Annotated in this window: 18 protein-coding genes; 14 read left to right on the plus strand and 4 right to left on the minus strand. The window is 48.2% G+C overall.

What is annotated here, in order from left to right; translation table 11 throughout:
- From AB1611_11935 to AB1611_12000, 14 genes are all read left to right on the plus strand, one after another.
- Positions 1-342 (plus strand): hypothetical protein (locus AB1611_11935; protein ID MEW6380300.1); only part of this gene is annotated, 342 nt, incomplete at its 5' end.
- A 278-nt stretch (positions 343-620) separates the two neighbouring features.
- Positions 621-818, plus strand: coding sequence for a helix-turn-helix domain-containing protein (locus tag AB1611_11940; protein ID MEW6380301.1), 198 nt, complete (start codon positions 621-623; stop codon positions 816-818).
- The gene (locus tag AB1611_11945) at positions 815-1,105 is read left to right on the plus strand and encodes a hypothetical protein (GenBank protein ID MEW6380302.1); all 291 of its coding nucleotides are present in this window, start codon (positions 815-817) and stop codon (positions 1,103-1,105) included. Before AB1611_11940 ends, AB1611_11945 begins: the two co-directional genes overlap by 4 nt.
- Before the next feature lie 245 nt (positions 1,106-1,350).
- On the plus strand, positions 1,351-2,139 hold the full coding sequence (locus tag AB1611_11950; protein MEW6380303.1) for a glycosyltransferase family 2 protein: 789 nt from the start codon (positions 1,351-1,353) through the stop codon (positions 2,137-2,139).
- A 145-nt stretch (positions 2,140-2,284) separates the two neighbouring features.
- Positions 2,285-3,052: a 30S ribosomal protein S2 gene (rpsB, locus tag AB1611_11955; GenBank protein ID MEW6380304.1), complete on the plus strand. Its 768-nt coding sequence runs from the start codon at positions 2,285-2,287 to the stop codon at positions 3,050-3,052.
- A 34-nt stretch (positions 3,053-3,086) separates the two neighbouring features.
- Complete coding sequence (gene tsf, locus AB1611_11960) at positions 3,087-3,692, plus strand: translation elongation factor Ts (GenBank protein ID MEW6380305.1); 606 nt, start codon at positions 3,087-3,089, stop codon at positions 3,690-3,692.
- 20 nt (positions 3,693-3,712) lie between these two features.
- Positions 3,713-4,432 carry a UMP kinase gene (pyrH, locus tag AB1611_11965; protein ID MEW6380306.1) on the plus strand — a complete coding sequence of 240 codons (720 nt, stop codon included), beginning with the start codon at positions 3,713-3,715 and terminating at the stop codon, positions 4,430-4,432.
- A 2-nt stretch (positions 4,433-4,434) separates the two neighbouring features.
- On the plus strand, positions 4,435-4,992 hold the full coding sequence (gene frr, locus AB1611_11970; GenBank protein ID MEW6380307.1) for a ribosome recycling factor: 558 nt from the start codon (positions 4,435-4,437) through the stop codon (positions 4,990-4,992).
- Between the two features lie 135 nt (positions 4,993-5,127).
- Positions 5,128-6,249, plus strand: a complete 1,122-nt coding sequence (gene tgt, locus AB1611_11975) for a tRNA guanosine(34) transglycosylase Tgt (GenBank protein MEW6380308.1) — start codon at positions 5,128-5,130, stop codon at positions 6,247-6,249.
- A gap of 36 nt (positions 6,250-6,285) precedes the next feature.
- Positions 6,286-6,612 carry a preprotein translocase subunit YajC gene (yajC, locus tag AB1611_11980; protein MEW6380309.1) on the plus strand — a complete coding sequence of 109 codons (327 nt, stop codon included), beginning with the start codon at positions 6,286-6,288 and terminating at the stop codon, positions 6,610-6,612.
- A 13-nt stretch (positions 6,613-6,625) separates the two neighbouring features.
- Positions 6,626-7,294 carry a phosphohydrolase gene (locus tag AB1611_11985; protein MEW6380310.1) on the plus strand — a complete coding sequence of 223 codons (669 nt, stop codon included), beginning with the start codon at positions 6,626-6,628 and terminating at the stop codon, positions 7,292-7,294.
- Between the two features lie 106 nt (positions 7,295-7,400).
- Complete coding sequence (gene secD / locus AB1611_11990; protein ID MEW6380311.1) at positions 7,401-8,996, plus strand: protein translocase subunit SecD; 1,596 nt, start codon at positions 7,401-7,403, stop codon at positions 8,994-8,996.
- A 37-nt stretch (positions 8,997-9,033) separates the two neighbouring features.
- Entirely contained in the window at positions 9,034-10,071 is a 1,038-nt protein-coding gene (gene secF, locus AB1611_11995; GenBank protein MEW6380312.1) for a protein translocase subunit SecF, read from the plus strand.
- 127 nt (positions 10,072-10,198) lie between these two features.
- Positions 10,199-12,901: a calcium-transporting P-type ATPase, PMR1-type gene (locus AB1611_12000; GenBank protein MEW6380313.1), complete on the plus strand. Its 2,703-nt coding sequence runs from the start codon at positions 10,199-10,201 to the stop codon at positions 12,899-12,901.
- A gap of 552 nt (positions 12,902-13,453) precedes the next feature.
- Here the strand turns inward: AB1611_12000 and AB1611_12005 are convergent.
- The 4 genes from AB1611_12005 to AB1611_12020 all read right to left on the minus strand — a co-directional run bounded on the left by AB1611_12005 (position 13,454) and on the right by AB1611_12020 (position 19,154).
- Positions 13,454-14,554, minus strand: coding sequence for a hypothetical protein (locus tag AB1611_12005; protein ID MEW6380314.1), 1,101 nt, complete (start codon positions 14,552-14,554; stop codon positions 13,454-13,456).
- A gap of 739 nt (positions 14,555-15,293) precedes the next feature.
- Entirely contained in the window at positions 15,294-15,509 is a 216-nt protein-coding gene (locus AB1611_12010; GenBank protein MEW6380315.1) for a hypothetical protein, read from the minus strand.
- A gap of 145 nt (positions 15,510-15,654) precedes the next feature.
- The gene (locus tag AB1611_12015) at positions 15,655-18,441 is read right to left on the minus strand and encodes a hypothetical protein (protein MEW6380316.1); all 2,787 of its coding nucleotides are present in this window, start codon (positions 18,439-18,441) and stop codon (positions 15,655-15,657) included.
- Positions 18,417-19,154, minus strand: coding sequence for an outer membrane beta-barrel protein (locus AB1611_12020; protein ID MEW6380317.1), 738 nt, complete (start codon positions 19,152-19,154; stop codon positions 18,417-18,419). Before AB1611_12020 ends, AB1611_12015 begins: the two co-directional genes overlap by 25 nt.
- Positions 19,155-19,882 lie beyond the last annotated feature (728 nt).

Raw genomic sequence — 19,882 nt, forward strand, 5'->3', positions numbered from 1 at the left:
CCCACCAGAAAGATTTATGAAGAGGTTCTGGTTGCTCCTGTGATTAAAAAATATGAAGAGAAATTACAACAGGTGGAGATGGAAAGGGAAAGGGAAAGAATAGAGAAGGCAGAGGCAGAGCTGGAAAGGGAAAAGTTAGAGGCGGAGATAGAACGGGAAAAAGCGGAAAAAGAGATCAGAGCGACATGTCAGCAGGTTATTTTCAATAAGTTCCCCGATGTTTCCGGCGGTGTTCTCGTGGCCGTGAATCAATTGAGTTTCTCTCAGTGCAACCAGTTGCTCAGAGGGTTGGAGAAGATCAAGGATGCTCATGACTGTGAGGCTTTTATCAAAAACCTCTGATGCCTCATTTAATACGAGAATTCAGGAGTCAGGAGTCAGGAGTCAGAATAAAAGCAATTCCTTCCTCCTGCATTCTGTCCCTGGCTTTTCAGGAGTTCTTTTATACGCGCTGCCTGCACGTCTTTCTTTCGCGTGTTTCGCGTGTTTCGCGTGTTTCGTGTGTTTCGTGGTTAACCCCTGTTTGATTCGGGATGGTGAATATTTTGTTTGACGTGTTAATAACAAACGGTGTAGTATGAAGAATATTAATTACAAATAAATAATAAAAGGGATAAACAATGATAACAGATGAACTATTAACGACAGAACAGGCGGTAAGGTATTTAAAGACAAGCAAAAAGACCTTGTTTAAATTGGTTCAAGAGGGCAAGGTAAGAGCATTGAAAGTTGGCAATGCTTACCGATTCAAAAAGGAAGAAATAGATGAGGATTTACGGGCAAATAAACCTGGGAATTTAAAGGTAGCCACAAGATGAGCATCGAGGCAATAGAACTATTCGATATTTTCTCGGGAACCTTCGGCAAGGAAAAAGCTCAAGCGGCGGTAAGGGATATTGAAACCCTGATAAGCGACCATAAGCGGGAGTTGGCAACAAAAGAGGATATCCGGGAAGTAAAAGGGGATATCCGGGAAACCGAGCTTAAACTGACCAAAGAGATTGAGCAGGTACGGGGAGAAATTAAAGAGGTTGAGCTTAAACTGACCAAAGAAAATAGAATCAGTCAAGCTGGAAGTGGAAAAGGTCAGATCGAGTTTGATTAAAGGGGTAGTCGGTCTTGTGATTGCTCAAACAAGTATAACCGTTACCCTTGTTGTTGCACTTCTCAAGTAGTCGGTCCCGGAAGGTGCGCGAACACCATCCGTGATCTGGCTGTCACCGGCACCCTAATTCTCGCACTTCAAACCAAGAATTGCTGTTCCTGTCATTGCCTATCTTCAGCGCTTATTGTATACTTACCATGAATCTATCCTTTTACCATGAATCTGCCCCGCTTTCGGAGGTCGAGATGTTTCAGGATGAAAAAGTTGTCGTGGTCATGCCAGCTTATAATGCAGCCAAGACCCTGGAGCAGACATACCGGGAAATCCCGTTTGATATTGTGGACAATGTAGTTTTAGTGGATGATGCCAGTCAGGACAATACGCTTGGCATAGCCCGGAAATTAGGATTAAGTCATACCATTCAACACCCTACTAACCGCGGCTATGGCGGGAACCAGAAAACCTGCTATGCGACGGCTCTTTCTCTCGGAGCGGACATCGTCATTATGCTGCATCCGGACTACCAGTATACTCCCAAGCTGATCCATGCCATGGCCTCACTCATCGGCGTAGGCCAATACGACATTATCCTGGCCTCCAGGATTCTTGGCGATGGTGCTCTGGAAGGGGGAATGCCTTTTTACAAGTATATAGGAAACAGGTTCTTAACCGGGTTTGAAAACTACCTGCTTGGAAAGAAGTTGTCCGAATACCATACCGGATACCGGGCTTTTTCCAAGAAGGTACTGGAAAGCCTCCCCCTGGAGGAGAACTCCGATGATTTTGTCTTTGATAATGAAATCCTGGCCCAGGCGATCTTTTTCGGCTTCAGGATCGGAGAAATTTCCTGCCCGACCCGCTATATCGCCGGAGAATCATCTTCGATCAGCCTGCGGCGGAGCATTACGTATGGATTTGGTGTAATTAAAACTTCTCTCAAGTTTCGGATGCAGAAGATGGGATTACGGCATGATCCTCTCTTTTCTCCAAACGGAAGGAAATTGTGCCTGTCTTCCCGCTCACCCCAGAGGTGATGGTGTAACAGCCGATTTTATTTACAATTACCGTAATAATCCTTGCAGATCTTTTCCTGCTATGATATATTTTATAGTCACTATATTTAACCTAATATCTTAATTTAACACGGGTATTAACCTTTAACTCAGGGAGGTGACCTTATTGCTGAAAGTATCGATGAAACAACTTTTAGAGGCAGGCGTCCATTTCGGTCATCAGTCAAAGAGATGGAATCCGCGGATGAAAAAGTATATCTTTGGAGAGCGGAATGGAATTTATATTATCGATCTTCAAAAGACGCTGCGCAAGTTTAAAGAAGCTCATCAATTCGTCCGCACCATCGTTTCTCAGGGAGAAACCATCCTCTTTGTGGGGACCAAAAAACAGGCCCAGGACACTATCGTTGAGGAGAGTCAGCGGTGTGAAATGTTTTACGTCCGGCATCGGTGGTTAGGCGGCATGCTGACCAATTTCGAGACCATTCGAAAAAGTATCGAGCGAATGAAAAAACTGGAAGAGATGAAAGCCAACGGCATTTTTGAATCTCTGCCCAAAAGGGAAGTCCTGAAGCTGGACAAGCAATATGAGAAGATGAAGAAGGTCCTGGACGGCATTCGGGATATGAACAGGCTGCCGGGGGCAATTTTTGTGGTTGATCCAAAACGGGAGAGGATTGCTGTCAACGAGGCCAACAAGCTGGAAATTCCCGTCATCGCCATTGTTGATACCAATTGCGATCCGGAGGGAATTGATTATGTGATCCCTGGTAATGATGATGCAATCCGGTCAATCAAACTGATCACCAGTAAAATTGCCGATGCCGTTATCGAAGGAAATGCCGAGTTTGTGGCTAACGCTGAGATGGCTGCGCGAAATGAACAGGATGAGCAATTGGATGAACAGGAGGCTGGTGCCGCTGCTCAACAGTAAATTTTATTTGACAAGAACAAGAGGGAGGCATTGAATGAGTATTTCGGCTCAACAGGTAAAAGAATTGCGGACCAAGACCGGAATCGGGTTTATGGACTGCAAGCAGGCATTGGAAGAGACAGGCGGGGATATGGAAAAAGCTGTCGAAACCTTGCGGAAAAAGGGCTTGGCTACCGCAGCCAAAAAGGCGGGGCGGGCGACCAAGCAGGGGCTTGTTACTTCTTACATTCATGGGGCTGGAAAAATCGGAGTATTGCTCGAAATCAACTGCGAAACGGATTTCGTAGCCAGGACAGATGGTTTCCAGGAGCTCGCCAAAGATATCTCCATGCAGATTGCAGCTTCCCGGCCACTGTATGTGTCCAGAGAGGAAATACCTGCTGAATGCATTGAAAAAGAAAAAGAAATAGTCAGAGCCCAGATGGGGGACACTAAGAAACCTGAAGAAATTCTCCAGAAGATCATTGAAGGGAAAATGGAGAAAGGTTTTTACGCCAGGGTTTGCCTGCTGGATCAGCCCTTCATTAAAGATGATTCCAGAACCGTCAAATCCCTGATTATGGATAAAATTTCTCAACTTGGTGAGAATATCATGGTTTCCCGGTTTGTCCGTTTTGAGCTTGGAGAACAGGCAGAATAAGATCCGAAAAGATGGTGGATATGGATAGAAGGCGTTTCCGAAGGATTTTACTCAAACTCAGTGGAGAGGCTTTGAAGGGTGAAAAGGCCTATGGTATCGACAACTCGACGGTGACCGGAATAGCGGAGGAAATCAGAGGAATCAGGGAATTAGGGGTCGAAGTTGCAGTTGTGATCGGGGGAGGTAACATCTATCGGGGTGCTTCAGGAGATGTCGAATGCGTTGAGAAGACCTCGGGAGATTACATGGGAATGCTGGCAACGGTTATCAACGGACTGGCCTTGCAGGGGGCTCTGGAAAAATTCGGCATTTACACGCGGGTTCTGACAGCTATTGAGATGCATCAGTTAGCCGAACCCTATATTCGCCGCAGGGCCATCCGCCACCTGGAGAAGGGGCGGGTGGTCATTTTGGCTGGAGGGACGGGCAACCCGTATTTTACCACGGATACGGCAGCAGCACTCCGGGCTATTGAAATTGGTGCGGAAGTTATCCTGAAAGCCACGAAAGTTGATGGTATATACAGCTCGGATCCCTTGAAAGACAAGGATGCAGAAAAATACGAAGAATTGACTTATATGGATGTTTTGAAAAAGCAGCTCAGTGTCATGGACAATACCGCCATTTCACTGTGTATGGACAACCACCTGCCCATCATTGTTTTTAATTTTAAGGAAAAGGGGAACATTCGAAGGATTATTCTGGGGGAAAAAATCGGCTCGATTGTCAGAGGAGATTAAGAATGCGACTTCCGATCTATGATGAGATAGAAAAAAAGATGACTCAGCGAATCGATAATTTGCGGAAGGAATTTAACCAGGTCCGTACCGGGAGAGCGTCTGCCTCTCTGCTGGATGGAATCAAGGTTGATTATTACGGCACGCCTACTCTCATAAATCAAATGGCCTCGATCTCGGTGCCGGAAGCCCGGACCCTTGTCATTCAACCGTGGGATATAACCGTTCTTAATCAGATTGAAAAGGCGATTTTAAAATCCGATATCGGAGTCCATCCAACCAACGATGGCAAGGTTATTCGGTTGAACATACCTATGCTTACCGAAGAGCGGCGAAAGCAATTGGCCAAGAGTGTCCGCACCATCACCGAAGATGCGAAAGTTGCCATCCGGAACATTCGCCGAGAGGCCAATGATAAGCTCAAGGAAATGGAAAAGTCCAAAGAGATTACCGAGGATGAACATCATAATGCCTTAAAAGATATTCAGAAGATCACAGATAATTACATAGAGAAAGCCGCAGAATTATCCCTCGCGAAAGAAAAGGAAATAATGGAAGTTTGACAGCAGACCGGAATAATTTTCCGGTTTTCCCGGTTGGTGTAAATCCCTCCCTTCCTTTCTCAGAGCATGCTGCCTTCTCAAATTGAATTTTCGGTATATCAGTACAGAAAAGAAAAAAGATAGTGTGGAGGAAGATTGTCACTCGGATTTCGTGTGGTGATTCAGGATAAACAGACGAGAGCCCGATCTGGAGAATTGATAACACCTCATGGGAAAGTGGAAACACCGGCATTTATGCCGGTCGGAACTCAGGCCACAGTCAAGGCCATGACTCCGGAAAGCCTGCTGTCCATCGGCAGTGAAATTATCCTGGCAAACGCTTACCATCTTTATCTACGTCCTGGGGCAGAGCTTATTGATTCGCTGGGCGGGCTGCATGCATTCATGAACTGGAAACGCCCGATTCTGACTGACAGCGGCGGATTCCAGATTCTCAGTCTGAGTCAAAGCCGTGATCTTACGGACGAGGGAGTGACATTTCGTTCTCATCTGGATGGAAGCAGGCATTGTATCACCCCGGAGGATTCTGTCCATATTCAGCAGCTTCTGGGCAGTGATATCGCTATGGCTCTTGATGAATGCATACCCTATCCTGCTGATTATGAGTATGCAGCGAAATCCATACAACTAACGATAAATTGGGCCAGCCGTTGCTGCCAGGAATTTCAGAAGAAAAACAAGGAACAGGCACTCTTTGGGATTGTTCAGGGAGGCATTCATCAGAAATTGCGGGAGCAATGTGCTGTGGCCTTACTCCGGATGGACTTTGATGGCTATGCACTGGGCGGACTCATGGTCGGGGAACCTGCGGAGACTGCTTACGAAATCGCTGCCTTCACTGCTTCAATCCTGCCGGAAGAGCGGCCCCGGTATGCAATGGGCGTCGGCAGGCCCGAAGATATTTTCCATTGTATTGCCTCTGGCGTTGATATGTTTGATTGTGTGATTCCGACCCGGAATGCGCGAAATGGCTGTTTATTTACCTGGCAGGGAAGGGTGATTATCAAGAATGCCCAATATACCAGGGATTCTTCACCCGTAGATCCCTCGTGCGGATGCTATACCTGCCGGAATTTCAGCCGGGCTTACCTGAGGCATCTGTTTATCAGCGGGGAAATTCTGGCCTGTATGCTCAATACCATCCATAACCTCTATTTTTATATTCAGCTTGTTAAAAAGATAGGGGAAGCCATCAGGGAAGGACGTTTTTTTGATTTTTGGCAAAGTTTTCTGCATTCACAGGCTCATGAGAGTTAAAAAGAGTTGTTGACATGAGATTGAAAAGGAGCTTTTATGCTTAACGGAGTTTTGGCCATGGCTGCGAACGCACCGGCCGGTCAGCAGCCAAGCGCAGGTTTTGGTGGTGCTCCGGTAGTTGTCATGATCCTCATCTTTATCATTTTCTATTTTCTCCTGATTCGTCCTCAACAGAAGCAGCAGAAAAAGCTGCAGGATATGCGGGCCAATCTGAAGAAGGGAGATAAGGTTATTACTATCGGCGGCATTTACGGCGTGATCCTTGGCATCACGGATGATGTAGTCAGTTTGCAGATCGCGGACAAGGTAAAGATTGACGTAACGAAAAGCTCTATTGCCACGAAGAGGGAAGAAGGAACCTGAAAAGAGGTCATGTTTGCAGCCCGTCATTGACGTGAAGGTTTTGAAAGATAATCCCAAGGTCCGGATTTACCTGGAGCGGGCAGATAAGCATCTTGAGGGGATTGGCTATACGGAGCATGGTCTGCGGCACGCAACCACGACCGCTGCTTTCAGCCAGAAAATATTGCGCTCGTTAGGCTATAATCAGGACCTCATCCGCCTGGCTGGTGTGGCTGGATTCTTGCATGACATCGGCAATGTATGCGGCCGGGTAAATCATGGTCAGTCGGGAGCGATTATCGCCAACAGTATTCTCTCGGAAATGGGGATGCCAAGCATGGAAATTGTCGGGATCATGGAGGCCATCGGCAATCATGAGGAAGAGTTCGGACAGCCGACCAGCGAAATTGCTGCTGCCCTCATTCTGGCGGATAAATCGGATGTTCACCGCTCCCGTGTCAGAACTACGCGGTTTATCAACTTTGATATCCACGACCGGGTTAATTATGCGGCCGAAAAATCCGATATACAGGTTTCAAAAAAGAACCGGACTATCTCACTGATGATTAAAATTAATACCGAAATTTCGCAAGTCATGGAATATTTTGAAATTTTTTTATCAAGAATGATCATTTGTCGAAAGGCAGCTAAGGTGCTCTCTTGTGAATTTGAATTGATTATCAATGAAAACAAGCTGCTCTGAGCTGCTGCATAATCCGCATTGATTTTATGACAAATTCATAAGAAACCCTCCACATTTTCAGCTTATTAATGTGTGGAAATAATCGAACCAAGTAAGGAGGACAAAGGTGAAAAGTAACCTGAAGTGGAGATTCTGGCTTATAGCTATTATTATCCTGGTATCAGTAATATACGTCATGCCTTCACTGTTGGGATCAAAGCTCCCATACTGGTGGAAGAAACCTCTGCCGACGGATAAAGTTCACCTGGGGCTCGACCTTCAGGGGGGCATGCATCTGGTCCTGGGAGTAAAACTGGAGAAGGCTATCGAAAATACCCTTGAGACGACAGTGGGTGCGCTGAAGGACGATATCCAGAAAAAAGGCGCAGTCTATGATTATATCAAACGGATCGATCAAAGGTCTATTGAGTTGAATGTAGTAAAAGCCGATTTTGTGCCCAAGGTTCAGGAAATTCTCAACGACTATTTTAATTTCACGATAACTCATCCTTACCAGGGGTCATCGACAAAATTTTTACTGACCTTTAAAGAGGCAGAGATTACCCGTCTTCGTGAATCAACGATTGATCAGGCCCAAAAAACCATCACTGACCGTATCGATCAGTTTGGCGTTGCGGAACCGATGGTGGCCAAACAGGGAGAGGACCGGATTCTTGTCCAACTGCCGGGCATAAAAGATACGCAAAGGGCCATTGACCTGATCGGGAAAACGGCTCAACTGGAATTTAAATTGGTAGATGAGGAACACAGCATTGATAAGGCCCTCCAGGGCCAGGTTCCCGAGGGAAGCGAGGTTTTATATGAACGATCCCGCGATAAAGTCACCGGCCAGGTAGTGAAAAAGCCCTACCTCCTGAAGAGTAATGCTCTCATGACCGGCAACCTTTTAACCGACGCCAGGATCCAGCCGGGCGAGTATGGCACGCCCTATGTCAGCATGACCTTTAATAAATTCGGGGCCATGTTGTTTGAGCAGATTACCGGAGAAAATGTGGGCAAGCGTTTGGCCATTATCCTGGATGATAACGTCTACTCGGCGCCGGTAATCCGGGAGAAAATCGGCGGCGGCAGAGCCCAGATCACCGGTAACTTCACCGATGAAGAGGCCAGAGACCTGGCGATTGTCCTGCGGGCAGGTGCGCTTCCGGCTCCGGTTGAGATTCTGGAACAGCGAACCGTTGGTCCTTCTTTGGGACAGGATTCCATTCACATGGGAATTATCTCTTTTATCATTGGAACAGCCCTGGTTATCCTGTTTACCATAATGTATTACAAATTATCCGGTATCGTGGCCAACATTGCCACATTTTTAAATGTCCTGATCGTTCTGGCCTTCATGGCTGCTTTCAAGGCTACGCTTACCCTGCCCGGTATTGCAGGAATTGTTCTGACGGTTGGTATGGCTATGGATAATATCGTTATTATCTTTGAGAGAATACGGGAAGAACTCGACCTGGGGAAGACAGCCGGTGCCGCTATTTCAGCGGGGTATGACAAGGCATTTTCCGCGGTCTGGGACTCTGCCATGACGAACGTGATCGCTGCCATAATTCTCTATATCTTTGGTACCGGGCCAGTGAAAGGATTTGCAGTGACTTTAAGTATCGGTTTAATCAGTGGTGTATTTACCGCCGTGGTTTTGACCCACTTTATCTTCGACTGGTTCCTGCTGAAAGGAAAAATTACGAAGCTCAGTATCTAAGCTAAGCCATACGTTAGCCGAAACGGAGGGATTAAGAATGAGATTATTTAAAAATGCACATTATGATTTCATGGGGAACCGGAAGTGGGCCTTTCTGGGATCGACTCTGTTGATCATCATCGGCCTGATCTCCCTTGCTGTCAAAGGCCCCAAATTTGGAGTTGATTTTGCCGGTGGTACGATCGTGCAGGTTAAATTTCTGAAAGAGGCCGTTGACCTGGCCAAGATCCGCCAGGCACTCGGAGAGCTTAATCTTGGGGATGTTTCCATCCAGCAGTTTGGATCCAAGACTGACAACGAGGTTCTTATCAGTCTGCAGAAGACAACCAGTTCCCTCGAAGGATTAAGCGAGGGGATCAGACAGTCTCTTGCCAAGGTTTTTCCGAATCAGGGATTCGAGATTCGACGGGTGGAGATGGTTGGTCCAAAAGTGGGATCGGATCTGCGGACAAAGGGGCTGTGGGCACTGATCCTCTCCCTGGGGGGCATTTTAATTTATGCCTGGTACCGGTTTGACTTTGCTTTTGCGGTAGGTGGCATTGGAGCCCTGGCTCATGACGTTCTCATCACCATAGGTGCAATCACGCTGACCAATAGGGAATTCAGCCTGACCGTGCTGGCGGCATTAATGACCATTATCGGATATTCCATCAACGATACGATCGTTATTTACGATCGCGTCCGCGAGAACATTCGCTTGAAACGAGGCGGGAATACTCTCTCCGACATACTCAATACCTCGGTCAACGAGTGTCTGGCACGTACCCTGCTGACAGCTTTGACCACTTTTTTCGTTGCTACTTCTTTGTATCTGTTTGGCGGGCAGGTGATCAATGACTTTGCTTTCTGTATGGTTATCGGGGTAATCACCGGCTGCTATTCCACCATTTTTATTGCCAGCCCTGTTGCGCTGTGGATCCATGATAAGGATAAAGCAAGAGCACAACGCGCTTCCGCTGCCGAGAGCAGCAGCAGGATGGCAGCCCACGGAGCAAAAGCGACTACCAGTAAAATCGCCGCTATGGATAAAGCCCAGAAGTCAGCTAAAAAGGATAAGGTACAAGGATCGGTTTAGGCTGATTCATTATGGATGAACATAAGCCTGAAAACCAGAGGGTAAGCAACAGCGTGATTCAAATGATTGCTTACCCTCTTTTGTTTACGGGATCAACCGGACTCTCTTGAGAAAGGAATACCCTACTATGACAAGGCAGTGGTGGCAACTGGATACGAACGAGCTGAGAAACCTGCTGACCACGGACCTGCTTTCAGGGCTCAGTCAGCAGGAGGCCGGAATCAGACTGGACAAGTATGGTCCCAACCAGTTACAGGAGAAAAAAGGGCCTGGCCCCTTATGGATATTTCTTGAACAGTTTCGGGATTTCATTGTCTGGGTACTGATAGGCGCGGCTCTTGTCTCTGGCTTTTTAAAGGAATGGGTCGATGCTCTGGCTATTGTGGTGATTATCATCCTCAATGCTATCCTGGGTTTTATCCAGGAATACCGGGCCGAGAAGTCTCTGGCTGCCTTAAAAAAACTCTCAAGTCCCAGCTCCAAGGTCATCCGTGACGGGAAACAGATGATTGTGCCCTCCGCTGATCTTGTCGCCGGAGACCTGATTACGCTGGAAGCAGGCGATAATGTGCCTGCCGACTGTCGTCTGGTGTCATTAACCTCCGGGTTTGCCACCCAGGAGGCAAGTCTGACCGGCGAATCGAATCCGGTAGCCAAGACACATCTTGCCCTTGAGGAAAAGGGAATTCCTCTGGCTGACAGAGCGAACATGATTTACCTGGGGACCTCCGTTGCCTCGGGCAAAGCAAAGGCCGTAGTTGTCGAGACCGGCATGCAGACCGAGCTTGGCAAAATCGCCGGTATGATTCAGGAGATCGAGCACGAATCAACACCTTTGCAAAAGAGGCTGGAGCAGTTTGGCAAGTGGATTGTCTATCTGTGCTTTGGGCTGGTAGGGGCCGTATTTCTGCTCGGCATCCTTCGCGGCGGCAGGTTGCTCGATATGTTCCTTACGGCAGTGAGTCTGGCCGTGGCCGCAATACCGGAAGGGCTTCCGGCAGTGGTAACGATAGCTCTGGCCCTCGGTGTTCAGAGGATGGTCAGGCGTCATGCGCTCATCAGGAAGCTTCCATCCGTGGAATCCCTTGGATCGGCCACAGTCATCTGTACCGATAAAACCGGAACCCTGACCAAAAACGAGATGACCATTCAGGAGGTTTTTGCAGGTGATGTCCTTTTCCGGGTGACCGGGATTGGATATGCCCCCCGGGGGGAATTTCTTATCGGGGATAACCCCATTATTCCTGCAGATTATCCGGACTTGAATAAAATTTTCACCTGCGGGGCACTGTGCAACGGAGCACACCTGGCCGAAGATCAGGGTCAATATAAAATAGTCGGGGACCCGACAGAAGGGGCTCTCCTTACAGCCGCAGCTAAATTGGACCTGTGGAAAAGCAGGCTGGAGGAGGAATTCCCTCTGGTTGAAGAGATCCCTTTTGATTCTGACCGCAAAAAAATGACTATGGTGTGTAAAAACAGTAACGGCGGATTTGTGGCCTTTGTAAAAGGGGCCCCTGATATCCTGCTGAATGACTGCATCGCTCTTGAGAGAAATGGCACGGTGAGAAGACTGGAGGAGCATGACCGGAAGAAAATACTCCAGGTAAACACTGATATGGCTAATCAGGCCATGCGGGTTTTGGCCCTGGCTTACCGGAATTTCGATACAGCCCCGACGGACTATGAAGCCAGGGTAATTGAAAAGGACCTTGTATTCCTTGGACTTGTGGCCATGATCGATCCGGCCAGGGAAGAGGTCAAAGAAGCGATCCACAAGTGTAAAACAGCGGGCATCAAAACGGTTATGATTACCGGCGACCACAAGAATACTGCGGTGGCTATTGCCAGTCAGTTAGGATTTTTTCACCAAGATTCACTCGCCCTGACCGGTGATGAACTTGACACTTTACGTGAAGATGAGCTCCATCAGAACGTGGAAAAAATCGCTGTCTATGCCCGCGTCTCTCCGGAACATAAATTACGGGTTGTCCGCGCCTGGCGAAAACGCGGCGATATTGCAGCCATGACCGGTGACGGGGTCAATGATGCACCGGCGCTTAAAGAGGCCGATATCGGTGTGGCTATGGGGATAACCGGAACCGATGTCACCAAAGAGGTTGCGGATATGGTTGTCACGGATGACAACTTTGCTTCGATTGTGGCAGCGGTTGAAGAGGGACGGGGCATTTATGGCAATATCAAAAAGTTTATCCACTACCTGCTTTCCTGTAATGCAGGCGAGATCCTGGTCATGCTTGTTGCCTCACTGGCCGGGATGCCTGTGCCGTTGCTGCCGATCCATATCCTGTGGGTCAATCTGGTAACTGACGGGCTGCCGGCTCTTGCTCTGGGCGTTGACCCGGCTGACCCAAACAGTATGAAGCGGCCGCCCCGTCCTGCCAATGAGTCGGTAATTACCAGAAGCCAGGGATTATTAATTCTGCTTCAGGGCTCTTTTATTGCCCTGTGCAGTCTGCTTGCCTTCAGCTTTGTTCTGTTTATTGAAAAAGAGGGCCTTGTCCAGGCCAGAACAGCGGCCTTCGTCGTCCTGTCCTGCTCGCAGCTTTTTCATTCCTTCAATTGCCGGAACATGACTGAATCCCTGTTTACGATCGGGCTTTTCACCAATGAGAAGCTTATCATCGCCAATGGGATATCCTTCCTTTTGATGATGGCTGCTGTATATGTACCATTCCTGCAGGTGATATTCAAGACCCAGCCCCTCGGACTCTTCGATTGGGTTCTGGTCTTAGCTATCTCGTCATTCCCGCTCTGGGCAATGGAACTGTTCAAGAAACTGGGCAAGTCCAAATCCGCTCAGGTTTGAGATAGAGCTCTCAGGAAGATCAGGGGGATTATATTTATCGCAAAGGTCGTGAAGATTTTACAAAAGCAGTCTTGCCACTGATAAAATGGGATAGTTATCAATCCTCCTACGATAAAGTCTATGATTCCGCCATTCAGCTTGCCAATAAGTACCTATCCGAAAAGTGGGGATGACTCCAATAATGGCTCGGTCTCCCAGGACTTTTCGGATAGGCTCTTAAAACCGGAACGCTGGGCGGTATGCTGGATCAGCTTGGCTTGAAGCTTTATGATCTTAAAATCTATAGGAGACAATCATCCATACAGGGACATACAGGGATTTGTTTATTATGCAACCTTGACGCCGGATAGAGAACAGGGTGGGTCCGTGGTTACATTTTCCGACTTCCCTGAAGCCATTACCCACGCCTTCTTGATCCGCGTCACCCCTCCAAGCTTACCCGCATTGAAGCTGCACTATCTGTGATGGGCAGGCGATTGATTATTGAATTCAAAAGGCTGCTTAAGGTTCGGCTTTGCATTCGGTATACGATTTGCGGGTAAAGGCAACCTATTATGATATCGCCCCTTCTCCCTCCCTGAGTATGCCACCCCATTCAAGAACGACAAAACCTTTTCTATCCGGGGTCTCGATTGCCGGGGCTGCCAATTCCCGATACTCATTCAGAGGGGTGAAGTGGAAGATAACCCGGATCAAAGTATCAGGTGCCGGAGTGATAGTCAGCCTGGCGTGCTCTGCCAGAAATGAGCTGCTCAGAAGCTTCATCTCATAGTAGCTGCTCCCCTGGAGCTGGTCCAGCCAGTATTCCATGAACTGCTCCTTCTCTTTCCGATTCAGCCCAAGCTTAGGCAAATATTTATTAAACCACGCTTCCAGATCAGGGCGCGCAACCACCCATCCTTCATCCGGCAATTCCAATGCATTGAGATCGGTATTCGCTTCCCAAAAGAGATAGTCATAGTGCTTTCCCTGCTTCTCATCAGTTATGGTGCCATCCGCAGTTGCCAGCACGCACCAGCCGTCATGGTAAGGGGGAATGGTTTTCGTGATCTCTCCAGCAACATCAAGTTTGACGCTTACCTGAGTATCTTTGAGGGGATACAGGTAAATTGCCGGTTTGCGGTAAATGGCAGGTGCTGGCGAGTTTTGGTCGGTAATCTGGCAGTAATCGAAAGGACTATAAACTCCCCCGTCATTGCCGGTGCCTGCCGGAGATAACCAGGAGGAGACTCCCCAGGAGGGGGTGAGACTTGCTCCCCATCCTGCCTGACTGAAGGGAAACAGGCTGATTGTGGGGCTGGTGTATGCGCCGGTATAGCCACCGGTATAGCCGCCAGTATACCAACTGAATGGGGACTGCACCGGAGAGTAGTAGCTAAAATTACTCTGGTAAGGGCTGTATGAATATGCTGGATATGCTGAATATGGTGACAGCCAGAGAGAATTCCCCCAGGTCCCGGAGCCACCATTGGTGTATGGGTATGCCCCAAAGCCATAGCCAGTGGAGACATATGGCCAGTTCAACCCATAATATCCACCACCACCGTAAACAGACCCTCCGTAGTAGGCACGAAGCGGGGAGTCTGCCGGGAAAAGAACCAAAAGCAGGAATAATCCGAGAACGAATACGAGGGAAAACTTCATCCTGTTCATAAATTTTCCTCCTTGTATAGTTTATAATGGCAAGTTATAAATATGCGGCCAATTAATTCCTTTAACTGTTTTTTATATAGACAATAGTTCATTGATCATACTTACGATATATTCAATATGGCAAGAACCATTCCGGCTTTTTGGCGAGCTCATTCTGGCTGTGGAGCAGCGTACACGGGGCGATAAATCCGCAGCCGGTCAGTCTCGACCAAGAGATCGCACGCGGTATTTGGTGGGGCAAAAAAGCAGCCACACCCTCTTCCGTTAGCGACTATCGAATACAGGTGGTCGATGCCTTTCTCATGGAGGAGGACAGCTCTCGTCTATAAACACTGAGCCCAGGGCAGTTGCGGCGGCACCCACAGTATAATGTCTATCCACAAAAGGGCAATGGGGCAATGGGTATTACGATAAACCGGGCTATTCTCAAAAGCGGAAGTATTGAGCCATGCGCAAGGAAGGTGGCTGCCAGATCACCTTCAGTCCATGAGTAAGGAAAGCGGTATCGTGCCACCGCAATCCAAAGCGGCTACCCCATACTGTGGGTGCCGCCGCAGAAGGCAGTAGCCTTGCCTTGAGGGCATAAGAGCATTGCCCCTGACACCTGCGGTGTCTCGGGTGTGCAATGACCAGTTTGGGGAGAGGGCTGGGGTGAGGGGCTTTTGTGGCTAGTAACCTGAAGTTAAATATCATTAGCTTCTGTGAGAAGAAAGGTTAAGGGTCGGAATTTTTTGCCTTATCAGACACATCCCCTCACCTCAGCCCTCTCCCCCTCAAGGGTGTTGTTACCCCTATAAGGGAGCGAATGCTCCTCATAATCCCTCCCCCTTTTGAGGCAGGGAGCCCCTGTGGCAGGGGGGGTTAGGTGGGGGTGAACCAAAACAATATCTTCCTCTCTTTGTAGAGGCAATATTGTTATCTGAAGATACTCCCCCCAGAGAGCAATATCGTTCATAAAAGAAGAAAAAATAAAACTGTCCGCCCCTGAACCCCTCAAGGGGCGAGGGAGTAAAGGTTTGCACCTTCATCAAGGTAACTATGGGTAAATTATTATCCATGAGTTCCCTTAGCGAGAGAACCACTAAGGTTTGTTCATGAAGTTAATTATCATCTGTCACCTCAATACACTCAGTGGTTACAACGTTATGGGGAGTGGTCACTTCGACGGTCAGTATGCCCCAGGTTTTGTTATCTTTGCTGGGACATACTGTTACGGTAAAATGCGTGGGCGGATCCGGGGGATTCCAGTGGTTGGTATTCGGTACGGTAAATGATCTGGGGCCGACAATCTCTCCATTGGTTGTATTTACTGATACCATTGTCCCCGCCGGCAGAGGGTTTTTATTCTCATCGCCAAGGTAAATTGCCACATTCCGGTAGGTCACACCTCCCTGTAAATCTACTGATGTCGGCGAGAATGTTATATCTGCAATGCTTCCCGACATAACAAGTACCATAGATGCCTGTGCATAGACCAGCTCATCGGTACATTTGCCATCAATTCTTGCCTCCTCGGAGCACAGAGTTCCATTATAGATGCCGTTCGGCTCTCCATCGAATGTTCGATTATGATTGTAATCCCAATACTCTTCGCCGGGATCGCGCCTTCCGTTTTCATTATTGTCACAGAATGGTTCACCAAGGTCAGTGGATAAATCAAACTGATCTCCCCCATCGAAGAGCCCGCTGGCATTATTGTTAATAAAGCTCTCTTCGCCAATGCAGTGGGCCAGAATCGTAACCCGGCCATCTGCCGGTATCGGGTTTCCGCTGCGCCAGGTTACTTCACATTCTCCATCTGATAAGGTACAGGAGTCATCAATTGAACCCCCTTCGGTGGTAAAATAAACAATGGTTCCGTCCGGTACGAAATTATTGAAATGGTCGGCAGCCTGAAATGTTATGGGAACATCTACGATGTAATATAACGCTTCGGGGTTATAAAATTCAGGGGTTAAGGTAATACTGTTCTGGTCAGGAAAGCCGGTGGATATCACCAGCTCATCCGAGACTATGGTAATCGAGGGATCACTGGTCAGGGTTGCCTGTATCCTGATATGAGTAGGCATAGTGCCTGCGTTTACTCTTACCTGGGCCAGCCCTTCCGAGTCTGAAACAGCATTGGGATCTGACAGTGAGAGGCCGCCTATTCCTGTGGACAGCTTGAAATCAACATTCTGACCCATGACTGGCTTGTTATTCTCATCAACCACCCTGAACGTGAGGACCGATATTTCGGAACGGGAGGGGCCACCGGTACCTTTCAGGGCAATGGCTGATGGTTCGGCGGAGATAAATTCGATGGAGCACGCTTCTCCCGGAGGAGTTACTCCCGGTGTGATGCCGCCGTCAACAACAATAAGGTAATTTGTACTTTTATTTTCCTTGGGTGTCGTCACTTCAACCGTAAGCATACCTGTATCGATACCGTCCCCCGGCACTGCTTCCAATACTATCGGGAATCTCGACGGCGCAGGCAGGCTGGTATTGGGAACAGTAAAAGAGCTTTCGCCAATAATCTTGCCATTGGTTGTTTTTACCGCAACTTTTGTCCCTTCGGGCATGGGGTTGCCGTGCAAATCGGCAATGGAAGCCCAAATCGTTCCATAGCCTGTTTCCCGTAAATCCACTTTATCCACTCCATCCACATTCGGGTCAAAGAGGGGCGAGCCTGGATCCGTTTTTGAGAAAGTAATGTCTGCAAAACTGCCCGACATACAGAGAACGAGAGATGCCTGAGCATAGACCAGCTCGTCGGTGCATAAGCTCGCGGCTTGTGCAGCTTCGGAGCATAAGCACCCATTGTATTGGTGATTCGGTTCACTGTCGAACCTTCCATTATCGTTATAATCCCAGTACTCTTCTCCGGAATCGAACACCCCGTTTTCGTTATCGTCACGGAATGGTTCAGCAAGATCAGTAGATTGAATAAAATGATCGTTCGGATCAAATAATCCATTGGTATTTGAATCCGTAAAGCTTTCCTCACCGATGCAGAAGGCTAAAATGGTAATCCGTCCATCCGCCGGTCTTGGATTTCCGCTGCGCCAGGTCACGGTACAAACCCCGCTCTGCACGGGAGCGGAGCCGATGATCGAACCTCCCTCGGTAGTAAAGTAAACGATCGTTCCATCGGGTACAAAATTATTGAAATGGTCGGCAGCCTGAAATATTATGGGAACTTCCTCATTGTTATAGTTCCATGCTTCGGGATTCAGGATTTCAGCGCCTAAGGAGACGCTGTTCTGGTCAGGAAGGCCGGTGCTTACTGCAAGTGCATCCGAGTCTATGGTAATTGCAGTATTACTGGACAGGGTTGCGCGGACTCTGATATGCGTGGGTACCGTACCCGCCTTCACCGTAACCTGAACCAGTCCTTCTGAATCTGAAATACCGCCGGGATTGGCCAATGAGAGGCCGCCTATTCCTGTGGACAGGGTGAAATTGACCGTCTGGCCCGGGACCGGGGTGTTATTCTCATCCACTACTTTAAAGGTGAGAACCGACATTTCCGAACGGGAAGGCCCGCCGGTGCCCTTCAGGGCAATGGTTGAAGGTTCGGCCTCGACAAACTCGATGGAGCAGGGCTTTCCCGGCGGACCGGAACTGCCGCCACTGCCACTATTGCCAGCGGGGACAGAGGGGCTGCCGGTATCCGAGATGACGAATTTTGAATCTTTGCTGCCGCCGCAGCCGCCAAAACCAAGAATAAGCAGACTGCCAATCCAAAAAACAGCTAATGCCTTGACACACAGGCACTTCATAACCAATCTCCTTCTCTGGAAAAAGTCCTGGATAAAGTCAAAGTCCTCGAAAAAGCTCAAAGATAATTTTTCCTCTTCGCCCGCTGCTTTCCCGCTGTTCAGAAGAAGCAGGTGAAACCACACAGCAGATGATGGGTTTTAAGCTCGGTTGCCAGGTTAACTTTCACGCCCAGAACATCCTCTTTAAAATCCGGATCGAACCGGGTATACCGGTACTCGGAGAATATGGCGATGTGCCGGGGAAGCCTTATGGCAAATCCTGCGCGTGCATCGAGGCCGATATCTGCCTCACGGTCGGAATAAGTCCCGGAAATACGTTTCCCTAACAGGGCAGGGATATCTGAATCCGCGACCTCATATTCGATAGATGAAAAGAAGATGCCCGGCCCCAGGCCGACATAAGGCCAGAAAGCTCCCCTGGGATGGGCATGACTTTTCAGGAGAGGCAGCCTGAGCATAAGCAGAGTGGATACCGGGATGACCTCCAGACTCCCATCATCATCAATATCCTGCCTGAACAGGGATGCATCCACAGCAACCCCCGCCCACCGCTGACTCTCGAACCAGTATCCGAGCCGGTATCCGACGATAAAGGAGTTGCTGAAGCTTACCTTTCCGGTAGCTTTTTCCCTGGGGGCCGAGATGGTTAGATTTTCATCTGTGCTGAATGATCCGCCGATGGAGAGATCAGCAAACTTTTCCGCCCTGCACGGGGGAGAATCAAGAATCAAAAAGCCTACAGTCAGGGTTAAGGTCAGGATCAGGATAAAGGTCAGGATAAAAGTCAGGGTAATGGTTGCCGCCAGGATAGCGGATGCTCGTTTTCGTATTCTCATTTTTTAATGTATCCTCATGCTTGGAATAGCCTCTCAGTACAGGTCGCGGGAAAGCCCATCACGCCCCCTTCCCTGATGATTGTTCATTCCCTCTCTTATATCTCTGCTGGCTTCATTTCCATGAAAGCAGGGGAAAAGGGTCCGGCGATAAGGCTGGTGATAAAAATTATACATAAAAATGTAAAAATTATTAATATATAGAATATGAGTAATATATTAAATAATAGCAGATATAGCTAAATGGTGTCAAATAAATCGGAGGTCAAATAATCATAAAAGGGGATAATAATATGGACAATTGTCCGTTTGAATGTTTGAAGTTGAGATCAGGCTTAAGCAAGGGGCCCCTGGCGGGCTGGATGTATCTATAAATATTACACCGGTATTTTAATACTTTTTATGACAAGGTTAGCACCATGAGGACATCTCAACTATCCCCGGTATATAATTCGAATTACCTTTTACTCATTGAAATTCCAGGAGTAACTTAAAATTATGCTGCCAATATCCACCAGCCGCCCGCCCTGTGTTGTTATGCTGGTATCAATATTGAAAAATAGTTTCTGTATCAAATTCCATAACCGGACCGATTGGGTAGCTTGGCATTCTCTTTTATGGAACGAAACAGGAAAGCTCATAACGGCAATGGGAAGTTCATTGTGATAAAGGGAAGTTCATAGTGACAACGGGAAGTTCACACCAAGAGATGACTGAATTTTTCGCGCGGT

This window comes from bacterium, from assembly GCA_040755755.1.
Taxonomy (GTDB): domain Bacteria; phylum SZUA-182; class SZUA-182; order DTGQ01; family DTGQ01; genus DTGQ01.

Coding starts and splice junctions, on each gene's coding strand:
- AB1611_11940 (MEW6380301.1), top strand. CDS start 621: ATGATAACAGATGAACTATTAACGACAGAACAGGCGGTAAGGTATTTA.
- AB1611_11945 (MEW6380302.1), top strand. CDS start 815: ATGAGCATCGAGGCAATAGAACTATTCGATATTTTCTCGGGAACCTTC.
- AB1611_11950 (MEW6380303.1), top strand. CDS start 1,351: ATGTTTCAGGATGAAAAAGTTGTCGTGGTCATGCCAGCTTATAATGCA.
- tsf (MEW6380305.1), top strand. CDS start 3,087: ATGAGTATTTCGGCTCAACAGGTAAAAGAATTGCGGACCAAGACCGGA.
- pyrH (MEW6380306.1), top strand. CDS start 3,713: ATGGATAGAAGGCGTTTCCGAAGGATTTTACTCAAACTCAGTGGAGAG.
- frr (MEW6380307.1), top strand. CDS start 4,435: ATGCGACTTCCGATCTATGATGAGATAGAAAAAAAGATGACTCAGCGA.
- yajC (MEW6380309.1), top strand. CDS start 6,286: ATGCTTAACGGAGTTTTGGCCATGGCTGCGAACGCACCGGCCGGTCAG.
- secF (MEW6380312.1), top strand. CDS start 9,034: ATGAGATTATTTAAAAATGCACATTATGATTTCATGGGGAACCGGAAG.
- AB1611_12000 (MEW6380313.1), top strand. CDS start 10,199: ATGACAAGGCAGTGGTGGCAACTGGATACGAACGAGCTGAGAAACCTG.
- AB1611_12005 (MEW6380314.1), bottom strand. CDS start 14,554: ATGAACAGGATGAAGTTTTCCCTCGTATTCGTTCTCGGATTATTCCTG.
- AB1611_12010 (MEW6380315.1), bottom strand. CDS start 15,509: ATGAACGATATTGCTCTCTGGGGGGAGTATCTTCAGATAACAATATTG.
- AB1611_12020 (MEW6380317.1), bottom strand. CDS start 19,154: ATGAGAATACGAAAACGAGCATCCGCTATCCTGGCGGCAACCATTACC.